This window comes from Bacillus aquiflavi (assembly GCF_019915265.1).
Classification (GTDB): Bacteria; Bacillota; Bacilli; order Bacillales; family Cytobacillaceae; genus Bacillus_BT; species Bacillus_BT aquiflavi.
In genome coordinates this window covers 1603494-1619854 of sequence record NZ_CP082780.1, presented here as the reverse complement: position 1 = coordinate 1619854, position 16361 = coordinate 1603494, and the positions used below count along the sequence as shown (strand labels likewise).

The following is a 16361-nucleotide window of genomic DNA, read 5'->3' as shown; positions in this document are numbered from 1 at the left end:
TTAATCTAGTTTTAACTTGTCTGAAAGATCAAATTCCGCTTCTGTTATCTCTTTTAATTGTTCTATTGAAAGGTTTGAAGTCATTTCAGTCAAAATCATCTTTCCGTCGTGAAATTCAAACACACCATGTTCAGTAATGACCATTTCAACCTTTCTTTTACTACTGCTAGGGTATGTCAACTTTTTTACTAGCTTTGACTTTCCGTTTTTCGCCAAATGAGTGGACGCAATAATAATCTTTTTTGCCCCCGCCATTAAATCCATCGCTCCGCCGACTCCTAAAATAGTTCCCTCTGGAACCGCCCAATTTGCAACTTCTCCCGTTTGATCAATTTGAAGGGCACCCATTATGGCAACATCAATATGACCGCCGCGAATCATATTAAAGGAAATAGAGCTATCAAAAAGCGAAGCACCTAAGTCCATCGTAATCGGCTCTTTACTCGCACTAATTAAATTCATATCTCGTTCGTCTTCTGGAGGAGTAGGACCGATACCGAGAAGTCCGTTTTCAGAATGAAGATATACTTTTTTATCTCCTAAAAAATCGGGAATAAGAGTTGGAATTCCCACGCCAAGATTTACAATTTCACCATTATGAAGTTCAGCCGCGGCTCTTTTGGCAATTTTGACTCTAATATTCTCTTTTCTTAGCATGTAAACTTCCTCCTTTCTTCCGATCGTGACTTAAAACGAGATAATCGACATGAAGGTGTGGAGTAATGACTTCATCTGGTGAAATTTCTCCTACTTCAACAACTTCATCGACTTCCGCAATCACTTTCTTAGCGGCAGTCGCCATGAGCGGATTAAAGTTTCTCGCTGTTTTATCATAAATAAGGTTCCCTAACCGATCAGCCTTTAAAGCTTTTATAAGAGCAACATCACCCTTGATTGCTTTTTCAAATACAAAAGTTTCACCATCAATCATCTTATGCTCTTTTCCTTCAGCCAATTTCGTCCCTACTGCGGTCTTCGTATAAAAACCTCCGATGCCCGCTCCCCCGCATCTAATTGCTTCAGCAAGTGTTCCTTGTGGAATTAATTCGATTTCGAGTATCCCTTTAGACCATGCTTTTACTGCATCACGGTTCGTTGTAAAATAAGAGCCAACTACTTTTTTTAATTTTCCCTTGATTAAAAGCTTTCCTAAACCTCTTCCTTCTTCCCCTAAATTATTGCTAATAACTGTAAAGTTCCCTTTCGTCTCATCTGCGGCAATAGCATCTATTAACGTTAGTGGAGTTCCAGACAAGCCAAAGCCTCCAACAAGTAATACATCATCGCTATTTATTAAATTTATTGCCTCATTTATTTGAATGAGCTTTTCCATCTTTCTTCCCCCATTCATCAGAAAAGCCTTTATATTCCAAAAATTTCGATAATACTTTTATTGCTGTTTGTTCATTGACAAAGTAAGGAAGTTTCTTTTCTTTAATTAAGTCTAAAGATAATTCATTTTGATAACCTTGTGATAAAAAGATCGGGATGATGATCTTTTCCTTTTCTACAATAATTTTTAATATTTCTTTTGCTAAAAATTCATTTTGATAGTCAACCTGAAACGGAAACAGGACAATAATATTGTCAAACTCCTCTGATTCGGAAATATAGTTAAGACAATCTGAAAGCAAAGTTAAATCATCATATACAGTCGTCGTTAAATCTAACGGATTGATATAGTAATCTTTAATTTTAATTAGTTCCGCAAATTTTCTTTTAAGTTTATTAGATAAGTCAGGTAAATGAATATGATTTCTTTTACATAAATCAGCTAAATAGATAGATGCCCCGCCGGCCCATGAGAAAACAACGGTCCTAATTCCCCTCATTTGTTGATAATATTCAAATAACCAAGCAAGGGAGACGATTTCATCAATTGAATCCACTTTAATGAGCCCGGGGTGTTGAATCACTTCCCACGGAAAAGGGGTTTTCATTTCCTTTCCTAAATGGAAACGAATCGCAGAGATAGACTCATTTGTCGTACCAATCGATAATAAAATAACCGGTTTATTTTTCTCATAAGCTTTATGAATTAAATCAAAAAACCTTTTTTCCTCAAAAAAGCTTTCGATAACAAGTAAAATAGTCTGTGTATGCGGGTCATCTATTAAAAACTCAAGACAGTCATTGAAGTTCACATCAATTTCATTTCCTGGAGAAAACCAATAACTAAATCCAATCCCCTTTTCATTTGAATCAATAATCGCTCTTCCCAAACTTCCCCCGTGACTAATTAAACCGACGTTCCCACGTCTAAATTGTTTAGGTTCAAATCTTGGAGAAAACGATATTCCCCATTGCTTACAGTATGAAAAAAGACCCGGAGCATTTGGACCATAAACAGCAATATCCTTCCCTTTAATCATCCGATGTATTGATTCTTCCAGCTTACGTCCTTCAATACCGTTCTCTGAAAATCCAGAACTCAAAATCATTACTGCTTTTACACCTTTTTCAATACAGCTCTCCATCACAATTGGCACGTTTTTAGCTGGAACAATGATGCAGGCTAAATCGACCTGTTCTTCAATTTGTAATATTGAATGATAACACCTCATTCCTAAAATATTTTCATATTTTGGATTAACTAAAAATATTTCACCTTTAAAATTAGTTTTCATTAAATTCACTAATACTCTGCCAGCGCTTTTTTGCAAATTTTCTGATGCACCGATCACGGCAATAGTTTTTGGTGAAATAAAACGATTAAGCTTACTCATCATCAATTTCCCTTTTCATATTTTTGAATTTTTCTTACTATAGTAGATGCATTTACTTCTAATAATTTGGCTGCTTTACGATATGTTTTTTCTTTTTGTAGCGCTTTTGCAATAAGTTGTTTTTCCAACTCTTCTACAGCAGCCTTTAAAGGAAAAATTTGATTTACAGTAACAAACTCTGATATTGAAAGATCTGGTTCTAAGTTTAAAAGTTGTACGAGATCATCATATTGCACAACAGATGATGTCGTCGTGACAAAAATCCTTTCAATCATGTTGACTAACTCCCTTACATTACCAGGCCAATCATGATTCATAAACGCTTTAATTGCGTCATTTGAAAAATCTACATTTTTATTGTATTTTACAGAGAATTTTTTCAAGTAATAATCAATCAATATAGGTATATCTTCTTTTCTTCTTCGTAATGAAGGTACTTTAATTGGTATGACATTTAAACGGTAAAATAAATCCTCTCTAAAAATCCCTTCAATTACTAGCTTTTCTAAGTCTTTATTTGTAGCTGCAATAATACGAGTATCAATTTTTTTAGATTTTTCAGCGCCAATTCTTGTAATCTCCATTTCTTGAAGAACTCTCAACAGCTTCACTTGTAAATGTTGTGGGATTTCTCCTATTTCATCTAGAAAGATCGTTCCCCCATCAGATTGTTCAAAGAAACCTTTTTTTCCTTTCCTAGATGCCCCCGTAAAAGCACCTGGTTCGTATCCAAATAATTCGGATTCAATTAATGACTCTGGAATTGCTCCGCAGTTCACTTTAACAAACGGTTGGTCTTTTCTTTGACTAGATCTCCAGATTAAATTAGCAATTTCCCCCTTTCCCACGCCTGACTCACCAGTTAACAGCACTGTAACATCAACATTTGCCACTTGATGCACGGTTTTAATTAAATTTTTCATAGTAGGTGAACAATAAATAAAACCGCTTTCATTTTGATGATTTAAAGAACTCAATATTTTCTTCGTCTTGGCTAGCTCATCACGTAAACTTTCCATTTCAGTCATATCTTTAACGTTAATGACGACTCTATTTACATTTTTTTTGTGATCTAAGATTGGAGTTGCCGAAATGATCATATTCTTTTTAAGGATAGAACTAGCTTTTCTGCTTTTTATGACACCGTGAATAAACTGTTCTATGTTACCTGATATATCGGATAGATGGTAATTATCTTTATTCGTTAATTGAAAAATTCGCGAAAATTTTTTATTCATTTTAATGATGTTATACTGATTATTCATAATACAAATTCCGTCATTTGATGTATTAATAATCGTATCTAGCTCATTCACAATTTGTTTTACTGTTTCTAATTCGTTAGATATAAATTCAATATCAGATATGTCTTGAAAAACACCTACTGCGCCGATTACTTTGTTTTCATCTATAATTGGTGATCTGTTCGTAATATAAGTCCGTTTTCCCGCACGATATTTTTCTGTGTGACCTTTTCCTGTTCTAACTACTTCTAATAATCCCGCTGGAAGAACCACGTCAGTTAAAAATTCACCAATTGCTTTCTCTTTTGTCGTTTTAGCCATTTTTTCCGCTGGAGGATTTATTGAAGTTATGTTACCTGTCGCATCGATCGACAAAATCCCGTTATGAGTAGAGTTAAAAATGGCATCTAAATGTTTTAATTGAATTTGTGTATTTTTTGCGTATGCTTCAAGATATTGTTCTTTTGTTATATATCCAACAATGACTCCTTCACGATTCATTACTGGATTCATACAATTTAGTCCAAAATCTACTTCATTTATTTTTGCTGTTTCTTCTATCATTTTGAATGAAGGCAACAATATTTCTTTTAAACGTGTTTGTCTACTTTGTAACCCGAATAAAATTTCAGTTTCCGTAAATACTCCGATTAGACTGTCAAAATGGTTATATACCAATCCCCCTTTAAGACTTTGTTTTACTAAAGACTTTGCCACTTCCTCAATTAAGTCATTTTCATAAAACTTTAAAGAAGTCCTCGCCATAACTTCCTTAACTATCATCTCTTCACTTCTCCTTAGTGCTTAATGCACTCAATCATTATTTATGCAATTACTGTGCCAACTCTAAAATACTAGTTAATTCGACAAATATTTAAATTATGATGATGTTTTTTTATGTTATCATGTAAATTTGTTGCAAAACAACAACATCATCGTTGTGGTTCTGCAACAAAATGACGATTTAAAGTGAAAACTATGTCGAAATGAAGGAAATATAGGCATTCAGACTTTTTTTGTTGCATTTTTTCAACATTAAGCGAAATGTAAGCTTCAATCGCACACATTTTTTTAAAAAAGCTATGTTAAACATTATATTGTTGTGTTAGCCTCATTCGTGTGAACTGTAGTCTTACACGCCTTTGAACCATGACGATATGTTTGCTTCATACGACTTCCTTCAGATTCTAGGTCACCCTAGACACCCTAAGCTAACCTGTTACTACTGCCTTCACAGTTCGGGGCTTCAACCCTATAAAAGTGTGCATGCCCGGCGCACCAAAAAGAAGCTAAAGACCGATTAGCGGTTTTTAGCTTCTTTATTTGAAATTGATAAAAGTAATATTAATGAATATCTATTTTTTTTAAGTAAACGATGGTTGCGATAAATCCGATAATAGAAGTGAAAATGATCGCAATATACGAATACTGTGGAGGATATGTTGAAAGCAACGTATTATTTGCTATATCTCCAGCAGCTGCCCAAGGAAACAAATCTCTATGTTCTGAATTTGCTGTCATGATATTGATCAATGTAATCACAATTGTAAATATAATCGTTGGTACATAATTTTTCATGACAAGTGTGATAAAAATAATTGGCATTGAAAGAATAAAAAGAAGGAATCCGCCTGTAAAAAACTGCTTGAAAGATTCTCCAATTAATGAGAAACTTAAACCTTCAAACTGCCCTAGTACTCCCAATAGTAAAGTAAATCCCCAAGAAACTAAGGTTAACATCGTAATCCATATGAATAAGAGAAGAATTTTACTTATAATAAAGCTTATTCGCGGAACTGGGATCGTCAGAAGATTTTTCAATGTATCTTCCGTATATTCACGATTAAAAAGAAAAGCTGTAACAACTCCATATAAAGGGACTCCGATGACTAAAACTGTATATAAATTAGTTTGGTAAAATAGTTCTTCAAATAAAATTGCTTCAGTAGGTTGTTTCGTTTTCATATGTACATATGTAGCGACAACGACGATAAAGGGGGCGACAGCAGCTCCAAGAATACTAATGATAATCATTTTAGCACGTTTTAATTTTAAAAATTCTGTGAATAATAAATTAGCCAATCGTGTCACCCCCAACTAGTCTTGTAAAGTAGTCTTCGAGTTTATCTTCACTCATTGCAATCTTTACTACGTCAATATCATTTTGAACGAACAATTTATTAATTTCAGCTTGTTGTCCAAAGTGAGAGTATATACGAATATTTCCTTCATCATGCACTTCATAATCAAAAATATGGAAGTGTTGCTCGAGAAGCATTGTTGCTTTATTGTCATTAGAAACTTGGAACTCAATGTATTTACGATTCTTTTTTCGAAGATAATCGAATGTCACTTCTTCCAATAGCTTTCCTTTATGAATGATCCCGATACGGTCAACTAGTTGTTCTATTTCTGATAAAATATGGCTGGATATTAATATCGTTATATTTCTCTCTTCGGCTAGTGATTTAATCAGCCTCCGCATCTCCTTAATGCTAATCGGATCCAAACCGTTTGTAGGCTCATCGAGAATTAAAAGCTCTGGATAATGAAGAAGAGCTCTCGCAATTCCTAATCTCTGTTTCATCCCTAAAGAATATTGTCCTACTAGCTTTTTTGTTTCATTCTGAAGCCCAACAGTCTGCAGTGCTTCCTCAATCGCATTTTTCTTATGAACACCAATAATTTTTGCATTAATAAGTAAATTTTCTTTCCCTGTAAGATTTTCATAAAATCCGGGCACTTCAACAATTGAGCCAATTCTTCTTAAAATTTCCTTTTGATTTTTCAATAAGTTTTCGCCGAATATCTCAATTTGTCCGTTAGTAGGTTTTATTAGTCCTAATAACATTCTAATAGTGGTCGTTTTACCAGCTCCGTTTCGACCTAAAAAACCATAGATTTCACCTTGATTTACTGTCATATTGAGGCCATCTACTGATTTTTGCTTTCCATAAATTTTCGTTAAATTTGTTGTTTTAATGACCGCCAACTGCAACACCCTCTTTTTTCCCTCGACTATTTATCTTTAATTGTATCGATCAACATTTAATTGCCTATTAACTATTTCTTAACTGTTTCTTAAAGTCCGATTTAGGAAAAGAAAGACTGAATGTAGTTTTTTTTCAAGGAATACTTTCTGCCCATATTTCTCCTCTATTCTTTTCTGCTAAAGCTTTAGCAATAGCTAGTCCTAATCCACTGCCTCCATTTAATTGATTTCTTGATTGGTCACTTCGATACATTCTTTCAAACACATTTCCTATATCAGCTTTCGGAATACCTGGTCCTTTATCCCAAATATTTAGTTGATAAGCATCGTGAGTTTCTATCATCTCAATTCCAATTATTTTCCCTTTCTTTCCATGTTGAATCGCATTCTTTATTATATTATTGATAATTCTTGCTATGCTCAGTCGGTCGGCAAAGATATAACATTTTGTTTCTGGAATTGTAACCTCTATACTCATTCCCTCTTTTTGAATTACTGGTAAAAATTCAATCAATGACTCCCTAACAGCTTCCGAGAAATCAAGATATTCTTCCTTTATCGGAATTTCATCCGCATCAAGCTTAGCTAAATTAAAAATTTCTTCAATCAAATCTTTTAACCCATTTGCTTTCTTTGCAATAATCTCAAAATATTCCTGCTTCTCTTGTTCTGAAACTGCTATATTATCTTTTAGTGCATCTATATAGCCGATAATGGAGGTAAGGGGTGTTCGAATATCATGTGAAATACTAGATAGGAGTCTTTTTCTTGATATTTGGCTTTTAATTGTTTGGATTTGAACTTTTTCAAGTTGTTGAATTAATTCGTTAATCGCAAAAATGAACTGATTAAATAGGTGATCGCCGTTGGCAAATAACCTTGTATTCAAGCTTCCGCTATTTGCCCGCTTTAACTGGTTAATTGTATGCTTTAAATTTTTGTCATCATGGAGTTTTTTTGCAAAGAGAATGGCTGTTATTAAAAAAAGTGCAATGAACAATGCCCATTCTAAAAAAGATAAAGGATGAGCATTGATATTTATCAACAATAGGATATTAATGACGATAAATTGAAGAAACAGTAAGATGATCATTTTATCTTTATTCATCTCTCTCACCAGTAAACTTGTAGCCTATCCCCCAAACAGTCTGTATATATTTTGGGTTAGAAGGGTCATCTTCGATTTTCTTTCTAAGTTTCCTTATATGAACCATGACTGTGTTATCATCTTCAATATAATGATCTCCCCATGCATTGCGAAATAATTGCGTCTTCGTAAACACTTGTTCAGGATGGGAGACAAAGAACTTTAATAATTTCAGCTCTTTTGCTGTTAACGAAATCTCTTTTTCGTTTTTAGTGACTGTGTATGTTTTTAGGTTGATCGTTAAACCTTTAAATTTAATGGTGGATTTATCTTCATGATGTTGTTCGCTCCCAAGTATTAAATACCGTCTCATATGAGCTTTAATTCTAGCGATGAATTCATTCATACTAAACGGCTTAGTAATATAATCATCGGCTCCGATTGTCAGTCCTAAAATTTTATCAACCTCTGTATCTTTAGCTGTTAGCATCAATATCGGAACATTCGTTTGATCTCGAAGTTTTCTACACACTTCTACACCATCTATTTTAGGCATCATAATATCTAAAATAATCAGGTTATATTTATTTTGAGCAAATAATTTTAGCGCTTCCTCTCCGTTAACTGCTACATCTACTTTATATAACTCTCTTTCAAGATACTTTTTTAATAAATTTCTTATTTCTTTTTCATCATCTGCTACAAGTACTCGTACGTCCTCCATTTTTTTCACCTGCTTTTTTAAAATGTAAACTAACCCTTTAAAACTACAAAAGCCTAATCGTCAAAAAATAGGCTTGCCTCATCTAAAACTCTTAAAGACTTAATATTATTTTGCAAAAGTGTCCGTTTTCTGTCAAATCTGTCCTAAATAGTTGTTCATTTTAATGATGATTATTAAGGCTTATTTAGTAAAAAAAGACGTAATAAAATCGTTGCTTAAGCAGAGAATCTTTTACTGCCTGTCTGTTCAACAACAGTTAATTTAGATCATTTAAAGATCATCATTCTTCATTACTGGAACTAACCGTATTTAGCTTCCTATTTCCATTATCTCCTCTATATTTTTAACGTCAAGAACTCCTTTTAACATTTGCCTGAACTATTATTAAGAAATGGTTAAGAAATGATTAAGAGGATGTTAAAAAGTGATGCCTATAATTAAAAACAAGAATAAGATATCCTGAAAAAATTCAATTTGGTTTGCTTACTGATTGGATTTTTCTAACCGATTTGCTCGCTTTGTCATTTTATCGTTTACAACTACTATAGAAGAGGAGATGTCAAAATGTCCGTTTCTCAAATAAATATTGACGTATTTCGGATGATTAATAACTTAGGAAATCAATCTTCTTTCCTTAATCCGATTGCAATTTTTTTTGCGGAATATATGTTGTATATTCTTGCTTTAGGCATGGTTATTTATTGGTTTACTCGAACTAAACAAAATAGAATGATGATCATTCAGGCAGTTATTGCATTTATATTGGCTGAAATCGCAGGAAAAATATCTGGCTTATTTTATTCTCATCATCAACCATTCGCTGATCTGCCTAATGTAAATCAACTAATCGATCATGCGATTGATAATTCATTTCCAAGTGACCATACAATCCTGTTTTTCTCTATCTGTTTTTCAATTTGGTTAGTACGCAAAAAAGAAGGCTGGTTGTGGCTTATCATTGCATGCTTTGTAGGTATTTCTCGAATATTGGTAGGGGTTCACTATCCTATTGATATCGTCTTCGGAGGCCTTTTTGGCATAACTTCAGCCATTTTAAGTTACTGGATGACTCCAAAACTTACTTTTTTAAAAAATTTACTTCACGCCTATGAAAAAGTGGAGGATTTTTTTCTCCCTGCTAAATATAAATCTCATTCAAAAGATAAGTACAAAAACTTTTAGTGCAACGGTGTTTCTATATATAATTAAAAAAGAAAACGTCCTAATGATAACTACGCTTTTTGATATCAGTAATCAAGTTTAAATAATACCGTTAGGAAATCCTAACGGTATTTCAAACTGTTGACAAACGAACTTTATGAACGTATTCTATTCGCTCCCGCCTCGTTGCTCCGCATTGACTGACAAGCGTTTGCAATCAGTCTGAGGACATCTGCTTCAAATGAGAAATGGTTTAACTAATTACCGAGTGAAGTTTTGCTTTATTTTCCAATTAATCATTGTTTTTGTTTCGTTCACTTTTATCATGCCAAGCTTTTCTAAAACTCGCATAGATCCATAATTATTTTGCAGTGTTTCAGCTACTACTTTCTTCACTTTTGATGTATCAAAAGCCCATTTAATTAATGCTCCGACAGCTTCTGTCGCATAACCCTGATTCCAAAAGCTTTCAAGAAAACCATACCCGACTTCAACTGTCTTATTCTTATCCGGTTTTCCTTTAAAACCGATATCGCCAATGATAACTCCATCGTTTTTTCGGATGACAAGCCAAACACCCCAGTACAATAAGGACGGATCTTCTTTTAACAGCTCTAAATAAGTTTGAATTTGTGGTCCATGATCATAATTTTGCTTCATTGCGATTTCAATTGTTTGTTTCGTACATGGGATAATACTTAGCCTTTTCGTTTCTAATTTCATGATGAGAGCTCCTCAATATTAAATAAATTTTATCGTTGAATAAAGTAAAGCTAAAATAATTAGGAATTATCGTTATCATGATTCTGATCGTATATTTCAAAATACTCTTGGAATTATCCCCTTATAAATTGATCAAATGTCATTTGTAAATCAATCATTTCTGCAGAGTGATCAATCTCTACTAATTTCCACTCATCCTTCATAAATCCTCCACAGTATCCAGAAAAATCATCTCCAAAGAGGACAATATTTTTTTGTTCCTTAGCTGTACTAGGATCATAAATATCATCTGTTTCGATTAAACCACTATAAATAGCATCATGCATTTCCCCAATTGTCCCCCAACCAATTTCAAGTGAAAATTGGATATAATCTAATACGGTTGGATCATTGAAAAGTATTTTATTTATCTCTTCATTTGAAAGTTTTGTGAAATAGCGATCTAAATTCCGCATCTTTCATTCAGTGTTTAAATCATCATACTTTCTTTTCATGAGTCACTCCACTTTCATAATATCTTAGACAAGGTTATTACTATAAATCGATTTGCTTCTAATAGTTGAAAACGCTTGTCAGTCGTAGTGGGAGCGAATAGAACATACCGTTCATGAGTTCGTATGTCACAAGTCTGTTGTTAATTTCTAGTTTTCTATGAGAGAAAATCTCCGATAAATTTTATTCATTATTAATCATTTATAAGAGTTACAAGTCTAGAAATTTGTGCATTTAATTCCTCAATCGGTACGAATCTTGCTTTTCTAATCATTTCCTTCCCTGCTGCAAAGACAATAACAACAGGAACTGTAAAAATTGAATACTCCCCTGCAATTGCAGGAATCTCATCTGCATCCGCATGAATAGAAACAACAGATGGGTAGTTTTCCAATACACGTTCAACTTGAGGGAGCAATGAATGACAGACAGAACAATTATCTCTTGAAATGTAAAGAAGAGTCAATTGGTTTTCGTTAATTGTTGATTTAATTTCTTCTAATGAATGTACGATGTTCATTTTATTCGTCCTCTACTTTCATAGTAATAATTCAAAATGAATACTTGTAAAAAAATTATACATGTTCTTTCATATATTTTCTTCTTTAAGGATTTAAAATATACTTAGTTATAAATCGTAATTATTACTATTTACAAAACAAACTAAGTTAAGTTAAACTATAATTCGTAATCATAATTATTACGGAGGCGGAAATCATATGAAAATACCAGTTACCGTTTTAAGCGGTTATTTAGGGGCTGGAAAAACAACTTTACTAAATGAGATTCTTTCAAATGAAAATAATTTAAGAATAGCAGTTATTGTCAATGATATGAGCGAAGTGAATATCGATGCAAAGCTTGTGAAAAACGCCGGCTTTGCAAGAACTGAGGAAAAATTAATCGAACTGCAAAACGGCTGTATTTGTTGCACTTTAAGAGAAGATTTAATAAAAGAAGTTGATAAAATGATCGATAATGGTGGGATCGATTATATTGTAATCGAATCATCGGGTATAAGTGAACCTATTCCTGTAGCCCAAACTTTTACTTATATTGATCATGAACTAGGAATTGATCTTACTAAAAAATGCAAACTAGATACAATGGTTACGGTCGTTGATGCTAATCGATTTTGGGAGGATTATGCTTCAGGTGAATCGCTTCTTGATCGGAAACAAGGAGTAAATCAAGATGATACGCGGGAAATTTCAGACTTATTAATTGATCAAATAGAGTTTGCAAATGTCATAGTTTTAAATAAAACCGATTTACTAGAGGAAAGTGACACATTAGAACTCATCTCATTTTTAAAAAAATTAAATAGAGATGCTCATATAATTCCCACCGCCTTTTCAAAAGTAGAGCTTTCTGCTATTTTAAATACTCATCAATTTGATTTCGAAAAGGTCAGCCAATCTGCAGGATGGATTAAAGAATTAAATGAAGAACATACACCTGAAACTGAGGAATATGGGATTTCATCTTTTGTTTATCGAAGAAAAAAGCCATTTCATCCTGAAAGACTGATGAATTGGTTAGAAAATTGGCCAATCGATGTCGTCAGAGCAAAAGGTTTTTTCTGGCTTGCATCTAGAAATGAAATGGCCGGACTTCTTTCGCAAGCTGGCTCAACAATTACAATTCAAGGTGCTGGTGAATGGGTTGCTGAATATTCTGAAGCTGAACAAACACAAATGCTCCGTGAGGATTTTGAGTTACAGAAAAAATGGGATTCACAATACGGAGATAGATTGACAGAATTAGTTATGATCGGAATTGAGATGAATGCAAATGAAATTGCAAGTTCCTTAGATCAATGTTTGTTAACAGAAAAGGAAATGCTTTCAGATTGGACGCAATTTCCCGATTCACTTCCGAGATTTGTTGAAAGTTAACTAAACTTTTCATAAATTAAAAAAACCGCAGTATTCTTAATGAATACCGCGATTTTTTTATTTTGTTTCACGATGAAGCGTACGTCTTTTAAGACGCGGAGAATATTTCATTAGCTCTAGTCGATCCGGGTTATTTCGTTTATTTTTTGTCGTAATATAATTCCGATCTCCTGTTTCTGTGCATTGTAATGTAATTTTTACTCTCATGTTAACTCCTCCTAAATTTATCTAAAATATTGTAGCATTCTTTTAGTTTGCTTCAGCAGTCACAGTCCATAAAAATGGGTCTTTTAACGTATTCCAATCGCCTTCTAGCTCTTCTTCTGTCATCAGACAATGATCTAACGATGCCTTTATCACCTCTTTATCCATATCAATCCCAATCAAAACAAACTCAATTTTTCGATCGCCATACTTCAAATCCCAATCATCCTTAACAGACGGATTTTGCCGTATGTATTCAGTTTGTCTCTCTGGAGGAAGAGAAGCGATCCAAAAAGCAACAGGTTCTAATTGAATCGATGGTCCTGATTGTGAAAATAAAAGAGCAATATCATTTCTCGTAGCACACCACACGATCCCTTTTGCTCTGACAATTTCTACTGGCATCTCCTCTAACCATTTGTCAAATCTTTCAGAATGAAATGGAATCCTACTTCTATAGACGAAAGAACTAATTCCATATTCCTCAGTTTCAGGAGTATGTTCAGGTAGTTGCAGTTCTTTTAGCCAACCTGCGGATTCACTTGCTTTATCAAAATCAAATAAGCGTGTATTTAATATTTCTGCCGGCGGTACTTGACCATTTACTGATCTTATTAATTTAGCCTCAGGCTGAAGCTTTCGCAAAAAATGTTCTAATTCGTCTAACTTTTCCTGCTGAAGTAAGTCACACTTGTTTAAAACTAATACATCACAAAACTCAATTTGATCAATTAACAAATCAGCTACTGTCCGTTCGTCTCCCTCACCCGCGGCTTGACTTCTTTCTAGCAATGAATCTCCAGAAGCAAAATCATGCCAAAAACGGTTCGCATCAACAACTGTGACCATTGTATCAAGTCGACAATATTTTGTTAGATCAACTCCTAATTCTTCATCAATATAGGAAAAGGTTTGCGCAACTGGTACTGGTTCGCTTATACCAGTTGATTCAATCACGATATAATCAATGCCGCCCAACTTCACAAGTCGCTCGACTTCCTTTAATAAATCTTCTCGCAGCGTGCAACAAATACACCCATTTGATAATTCAACAAGCTTTTCTTCCGTTCTATGAAGACCTCCACCTTGCTTAACCAATTCGGCATCGACATTAATTTCGCTCATGTCATTAACAATAACAGCTACCTTTAAACCATCCCGATTTTTTAAAATATAATTCAATAACGTTGTTTTTCCTGCACCTAAGTAGCCACTTAATACTGTGACAGGGATCTTTTTCTCGTTCATCATTACTCTCCTTCATACATTTTAATTCGTAGTGATTACGATTTATTTTCGAAACGTTTTCTACTTTCTTTGTTCATTACAGCTTATTTAAATCAAAACCATTACGATTTGCATTTTAAATGAACATATGTGTTTATGTCAAGTTATATTCTCCTTTTATGTTGAGGCTGAAGAAAAAATGAGAACATTTTTTCTTCAATTATTATAATGCCATTTATCTGAAACAAGATAGTTCATTCCATGTGTCACATAAGGTAATGCTAATTTTATATATTCTTCTGGTGACATCGTCCTGTTATGCTGCCAATCTACTGAAGCTCCGTAAATTCCCCAGCTTAACATCACTGCTGCAATTCTTAAAGAACAGTCGCGATCAGTAGAAGTAGATTGTTCTTTAGTTAACATTTGATAAAAAAGATTTTCCAGTCTTTTTTTAATAATCGCTTCAATTGTTTCTGTAAAAGCCTTAAAACTTCTTGGACATTTAGTTGATAAAGATATTTGAAAATGAGTAACGGATAAAAAAACACTAATAATCGTTTCTTGGTTAAGCTCGTCATGTTCAGCAATTTCACTGCAGAAGTTTAACATTAAATCTTCCGATAATACTTTTTCCAACAAGTCATATTTATCTGCGAAATGATAATAGAAAGTTGCACGATTCACAGTTGCTTTTGCTGTAATATCTTTAATTGTAATATCCTTAAAATCCTTTTTCATTGAAAGTTGAATAAATGCATCCATAATTAACTTACGTGTTCGGATAATACGTGGATCTGTTTTTTGTTCAATCACGAAAAAAGCCATCCCTTCAAATTTTTAGACATTTCATTAGATTTGTTGTATATACGATAAAAAGCAAAAAATATCGGTTGAGCAATCTTTGTCTAATAACTATAATATAAATTGTACAACAAATGTTGGATAAACAAAAGGTGTTTAAAAATAGAGATGAACAAATTTTTAAAAAAGCTAACACTAAAAAACATTTGGCTACCTTAACTTTTGCAGAAACACGATGAAAACTTAAGGGAATTAAAATTAAGAGCAAAAGTTAAGTTGGTGTATAAATAACAACTGGAGGGTAATAAGTATGAACGTATTAGTTGTAAAAGCAAACAATCGCCCAGCATCAGAAGGCGTATCAAGTAAAATGTATGAAACATTCATGGAAGCCGTAAAAGGAGCAGAAAACTTGAATGTTACGACATATGATGTATTCGAAGAAGACACGCCTTACTTCGGTCAAGAATTATTCAATGCGTTTGCTAAAGTACAAAATGGAGGCGAATTGACAGATTTAGAACAACGCCTATTAGCAGCAAAACAAAAGGCTATGGACGCTTTAACTGCTGCGGACGTAGTCGTATTCGCATTCCCATTATGGAATTTAACGATCCCGGCTAAATTGCATACATTTATCGATTATGTTTTCGCAGCTGGATTCGCATTTAAATATGATGAAAGTGGCAACCTCATTCAATTAATGACAGATAAAAAAGCCATTTTCTTAAATGCACGCGGTGGTGTTTATTCAACACCAGAAAATGCGCCAATGGAATCAGCGGTTAATTATATGCGCAATGTATTTGGCGGTATTTTCGGTATGGAAATTATCGATGAAGTGATTATTGAAGGTCATAATGCAATGCCTGCAAAAGCGGAGGAAATTATTCAAGAAGGATTACGTAAAGTAACTGAAGTGGCTGCTAAACTAGCAAAGCAACATGCTTAAAAACTTTTAAACTTTTTTCAAAACAAACTACGCTTGTCAATCAAGCGGCAAAGCATTAAACGGAAAAATAGAATTTTAGGTTATGAGTCAGCAGACTGAATGGAGCATTTATGATGAATGCTCCATT

The 16361-nt window shown here is 33.6% G+C and carries 17 protein-coding genes; 3 read left to right on the top strand and 14 right to left on the bottom strand.

Features of this window, described 5'->3' with window-relative positions; translation table 11 throughout:
* The 8 genes from K6959_RS08010 to K6959_RS07975 form a co-directional block, all read right to left on the bottom strand.
* A complete protein-coding gene (locus K6959_RS08010) occupies positions 1-657 on the bottom strand; it encodes a 3-oxoacid CoA-transferase subunit B (RefSeq protein WP_163241337.1) in 657 nt (218 codons plus the stop codon).
* Positions 635-1333: a CoA transferase subunit A gene (locus K6959_RS08005; protein ID WP_163241335.1), complete on the bottom strand. Its 699-nt coding sequence runs from the start codon at positions 1331-1333 to the stop codon at positions 635-637. Before K6959_RS08005 ends, K6959_RS08010 begins: the two co-directional genes overlap by 23 nt.
* Positions 1308-2726 (bottom strand): CoA-binding protein, encoded by a 1419-nt coding sequence (locus K6959_RS08000; RefSeq protein WP_262421928.1) that lies wholly within the window; start codon positions 2724-2726, stop codon positions 1308-1310. Before K6959_RS08000 ends, K6959_RS08005 begins: the two co-directional genes overlap by 26 nt.
* 2 nt (positions 2727-2728) lie before the next feature.
* Positions 2729-4753, bottom strand: coding sequence for a sigma 54-interacting transcriptional regulator (locus K6959_RS07995; protein WP_223088119.1), 2025 nt, complete (start codon positions 4751-4753; stop codon positions 2729-2731).
* A gap of 561 nt (positions 4754-5314) precedes the next feature.
* Complete coding sequence (locus tag K6959_RS07990; RefSeq protein WP_223088117.1) at positions 5315-6052, bottom strand: ABC transporter permease; 738 nt, start codon at positions 6050-6052, stop codon at positions 5315-5317.
* Positions 6045-6962, bottom strand: a complete 918-nt coding sequence (locus tag K6959_RS07985) for an ABC transporter ATP-binding protein (protein ID WP_163241327.1) — start codon at positions 6960-6962, stop codon at positions 6045-6047. Before K6959_RS07985 ends, K6959_RS07990 begins: the two co-directional genes overlap by 8 nt.
* Before the next feature lie 133 nt (positions 6963-7095).
* Entirely contained in the window at positions 7096-8070 is a 975-nt protein-coding gene (locus K6959_RS07980) for a sensor histidine kinase (protein WP_223088116.1), read from the bottom strand.
* Positions 8063-8773, bottom strand: a complete 711-nt coding sequence (locus tag K6959_RS07975) for a response regulator transcription factor (RefSeq protein WP_163241323.1) — start codon at positions 8771-8773, stop codon at positions 8063-8065. The genes K6959_RS07980 and K6959_RS07975 overlap by 8 nt, the downstream gene beginning before the upstream one ends.
* Positions 8774-9337: 564 nt before the next feature.
* On the opposite strand from K6959_RS07975, the gene K6959_RS07970 reads away from it, so the two are divergent.
* A complete protein-coding gene (locus K6959_RS07970; protein ID WP_223088114.1) occupies positions 9338-9955 on the top strand; it encodes an undecaprenyl-diphosphatase in 618 nt (205 codons plus the stop codon).
* A 240-nt stretch (positions 9956-10195) separates the two neighbouring features.
* Here the strand turns inward: K6959_RS07970 and K6959_RS07965 are convergent, their stop codons facing one another.
* From K6959_RS07965 to K6959_RS07955, 3 genes are all read right to left on the bottom strand, one after another.
* Positions 10196-10657 (bottom strand): GNAT family N-acetyltransferase, encoded by a 462-nt coding sequence (locus K6959_RS07965; RefSeq protein ID WP_223088112.1) that lies wholly within the window; start codon positions 10655-10657, stop codon positions 10196-10198.
* Positions 10658-10770: 113 nt separating this feature from the next.
* Positions 10771-11112, bottom strand: coding sequence for a hypothetical protein (locus tag K6959_RS07960; protein WP_223088111.1), 342 nt, complete (start codon positions 11110-11112; stop codon positions 10771-10773).
* Between the two features lie 230 nt (positions 11113-11342).
* Positions 11343-11669 carry a thioredoxin family protein gene (locus tag K6959_RS07955; RefSeq protein ID WP_163241315.1) on the bottom strand — a complete coding sequence of 109 codons (327 nt, stop codon included), beginning with the start codon at positions 11667-11669 and terminating at the stop codon, positions 11343-11345.
* A 199-nt stretch (positions 11670-11868) separates the two neighbouring features.
* Between K6959_RS07955 and K6959_RS07950 the strand changes: the two genes are divergently transcribed.
* A complete protein-coding gene (locus K6959_RS07950; RefSeq protein WP_163241313.1) occupies positions 11869-13047 on the top strand; it encodes a GTP-binding protein in 1179 nt (392 codons plus the stop codon).
* A gap of 57 nt (positions 13048-13104) precedes the next feature.
* On the opposite strand, the gene rpmG is transcribed toward K6959_RS07950, so the two are convergent.
* The 3 genes from rpmG to K6959_RS07935 form a co-directional block, all read right to left on the bottom strand.
* On the bottom strand, positions 13105-13254 hold the full coding sequence (gene rpmG, locus K6959_RS07945) for a 50S ribosomal protein L33 (RefSeq protein WP_163241311.1): 150 nt from the start codon (positions 13252-13254) through the stop codon (positions 13105-13107).
* Between the two features lie 42 nt (positions 13255-13296).
* Positions 13297-14499 carry a GTP-binding protein gene (locus K6959_RS07940; protein ID WP_163241309.1) on the bottom strand — a complete coding sequence of 401 codons (1203 nt, stop codon included), beginning with the start codon at positions 14497-14499 and terminating at the stop codon, positions 13297-13299.
* 195 nt (positions 14500-14694) lie between these two features.
* Positions 14695-15294, bottom strand: a complete 600-nt coding sequence (locus K6959_RS07935; protein ID WP_163241307.1) for a TetR/AcrR family transcriptional regulator — start codon at positions 15292-15294, stop codon at positions 14695-14697.
* Positions 15295-15592: 298 nt separating this feature from the next.
* Here K6959_RS07935 and K6959_RS07930 point away from each other — a divergent pair, with 298 nt between their 5' ends.
* The gene (locus K6959_RS07930; RefSeq protein WP_163241305.1) at positions 15593-16234 is read left to right on the top strand and encodes an FMN-dependent NADH-azoreductase; all 642 of its coding nucleotides are present in this window, start codon (positions 15593-15595) and stop codon (positions 16232-16234) included.
* Positions 16235-16361: the final 127 nt, after the last annotated feature.

Bases quoted from the DNA above. Each gene is read 5' to 3' on its own strand.
- K6959_RS08010 (WP_163241337.1), bottom strand. From the start codon at position 657: ATGCTAAGAAAAGAGAATATTAGAGTCAAAATTGCCAAAAGAGCCGCG.
- K6959_RS08005 (WP_163241335.1), bottom strand. From the start codon at position 1,333: ATGGAAAAGCTCATTCAAATAAATGAGGCAATAAATTTAATAAATAGC.
- K6959_RS08000 (WP_262421928.1), bottom strand. From the start codon at position 2,726: ATGAGTAAGCTTAATCGTTTTATTTCACCAAAAACTATTGCCGTGATC.
- K6959_RS07995 (WP_223088119.1), bottom strand. From the start codon at position 4,753: ATGATAGTTAAGGAAGTTATGGCGAGGACTTCTTTAAAGTTTTATGAA.
- K6959_RS07980 (WP_223088116.1), bottom strand. From the start codon at position 8,070: ATGAATAAAGATAAAATGATCATCTTACTGTTTCTTCAATTTATCGTC.
- K6959_RS07975 (WP_163241323.1), bottom strand. From the start codon at position 8,773: ATGGAGGACGTACGAGTACTTGTAGCAGATGATGAAAAAGAAATAAGA.
- K6959_RS07970 (WP_223088114.1), top strand. From the start codon at position 9,338: ATGTCCGTTTCTCAAATAAATATTGACGTATTTCGGATGATTAATAAC.
- K6959_RS07965 (WP_223088112.1), bottom strand. From the start codon at position 10,657: ATGAAATTAGAAACGAAAAGGCTAAGTATTATCCCATGTACGAAACAA.
- K6959_RS07960 (WP_223088111.1), bottom strand. From the start codon at position 11,112: ATGCGGAATTTAGATCGCTATTTCACAAAACTTTCAAATGAAGAGATA.
- K6959_RS07955 (WP_163241315.1), bottom strand. From the start codon at position 11,669: ATGAACATCGTACATTCATTAGAAGAAATTAAATCAACAATTAACGAA.
- K6959_RS07950 (WP_163241313.1), top strand. From the start codon at position 11,869: ATGAAAATACCAGTTACCGTTTTAAGCGGTTATTTAGGGGCTGGAAAA.
- rpmG (WP_163241311.1), bottom strand. From the start codon at position 13,254: ATGAGAGTAAAAATTACATTACAATGCACAGAAACAGGAGATCGGAAT.
- K6959_RS07940 (WP_163241309.1), bottom strand. From the start codon at position 14,499: ATGAACGAGAAAAAGATCCCTGTCACAGTATTAAGTGGCTACTTAGGT.
- K6959_RS07930 (WP_163241305.1), top strand. From the start codon at position 15,593: ATGAACGTATTAGTTGTAAAAGCAAACAATCGCCCAGCATCAGAAGGC.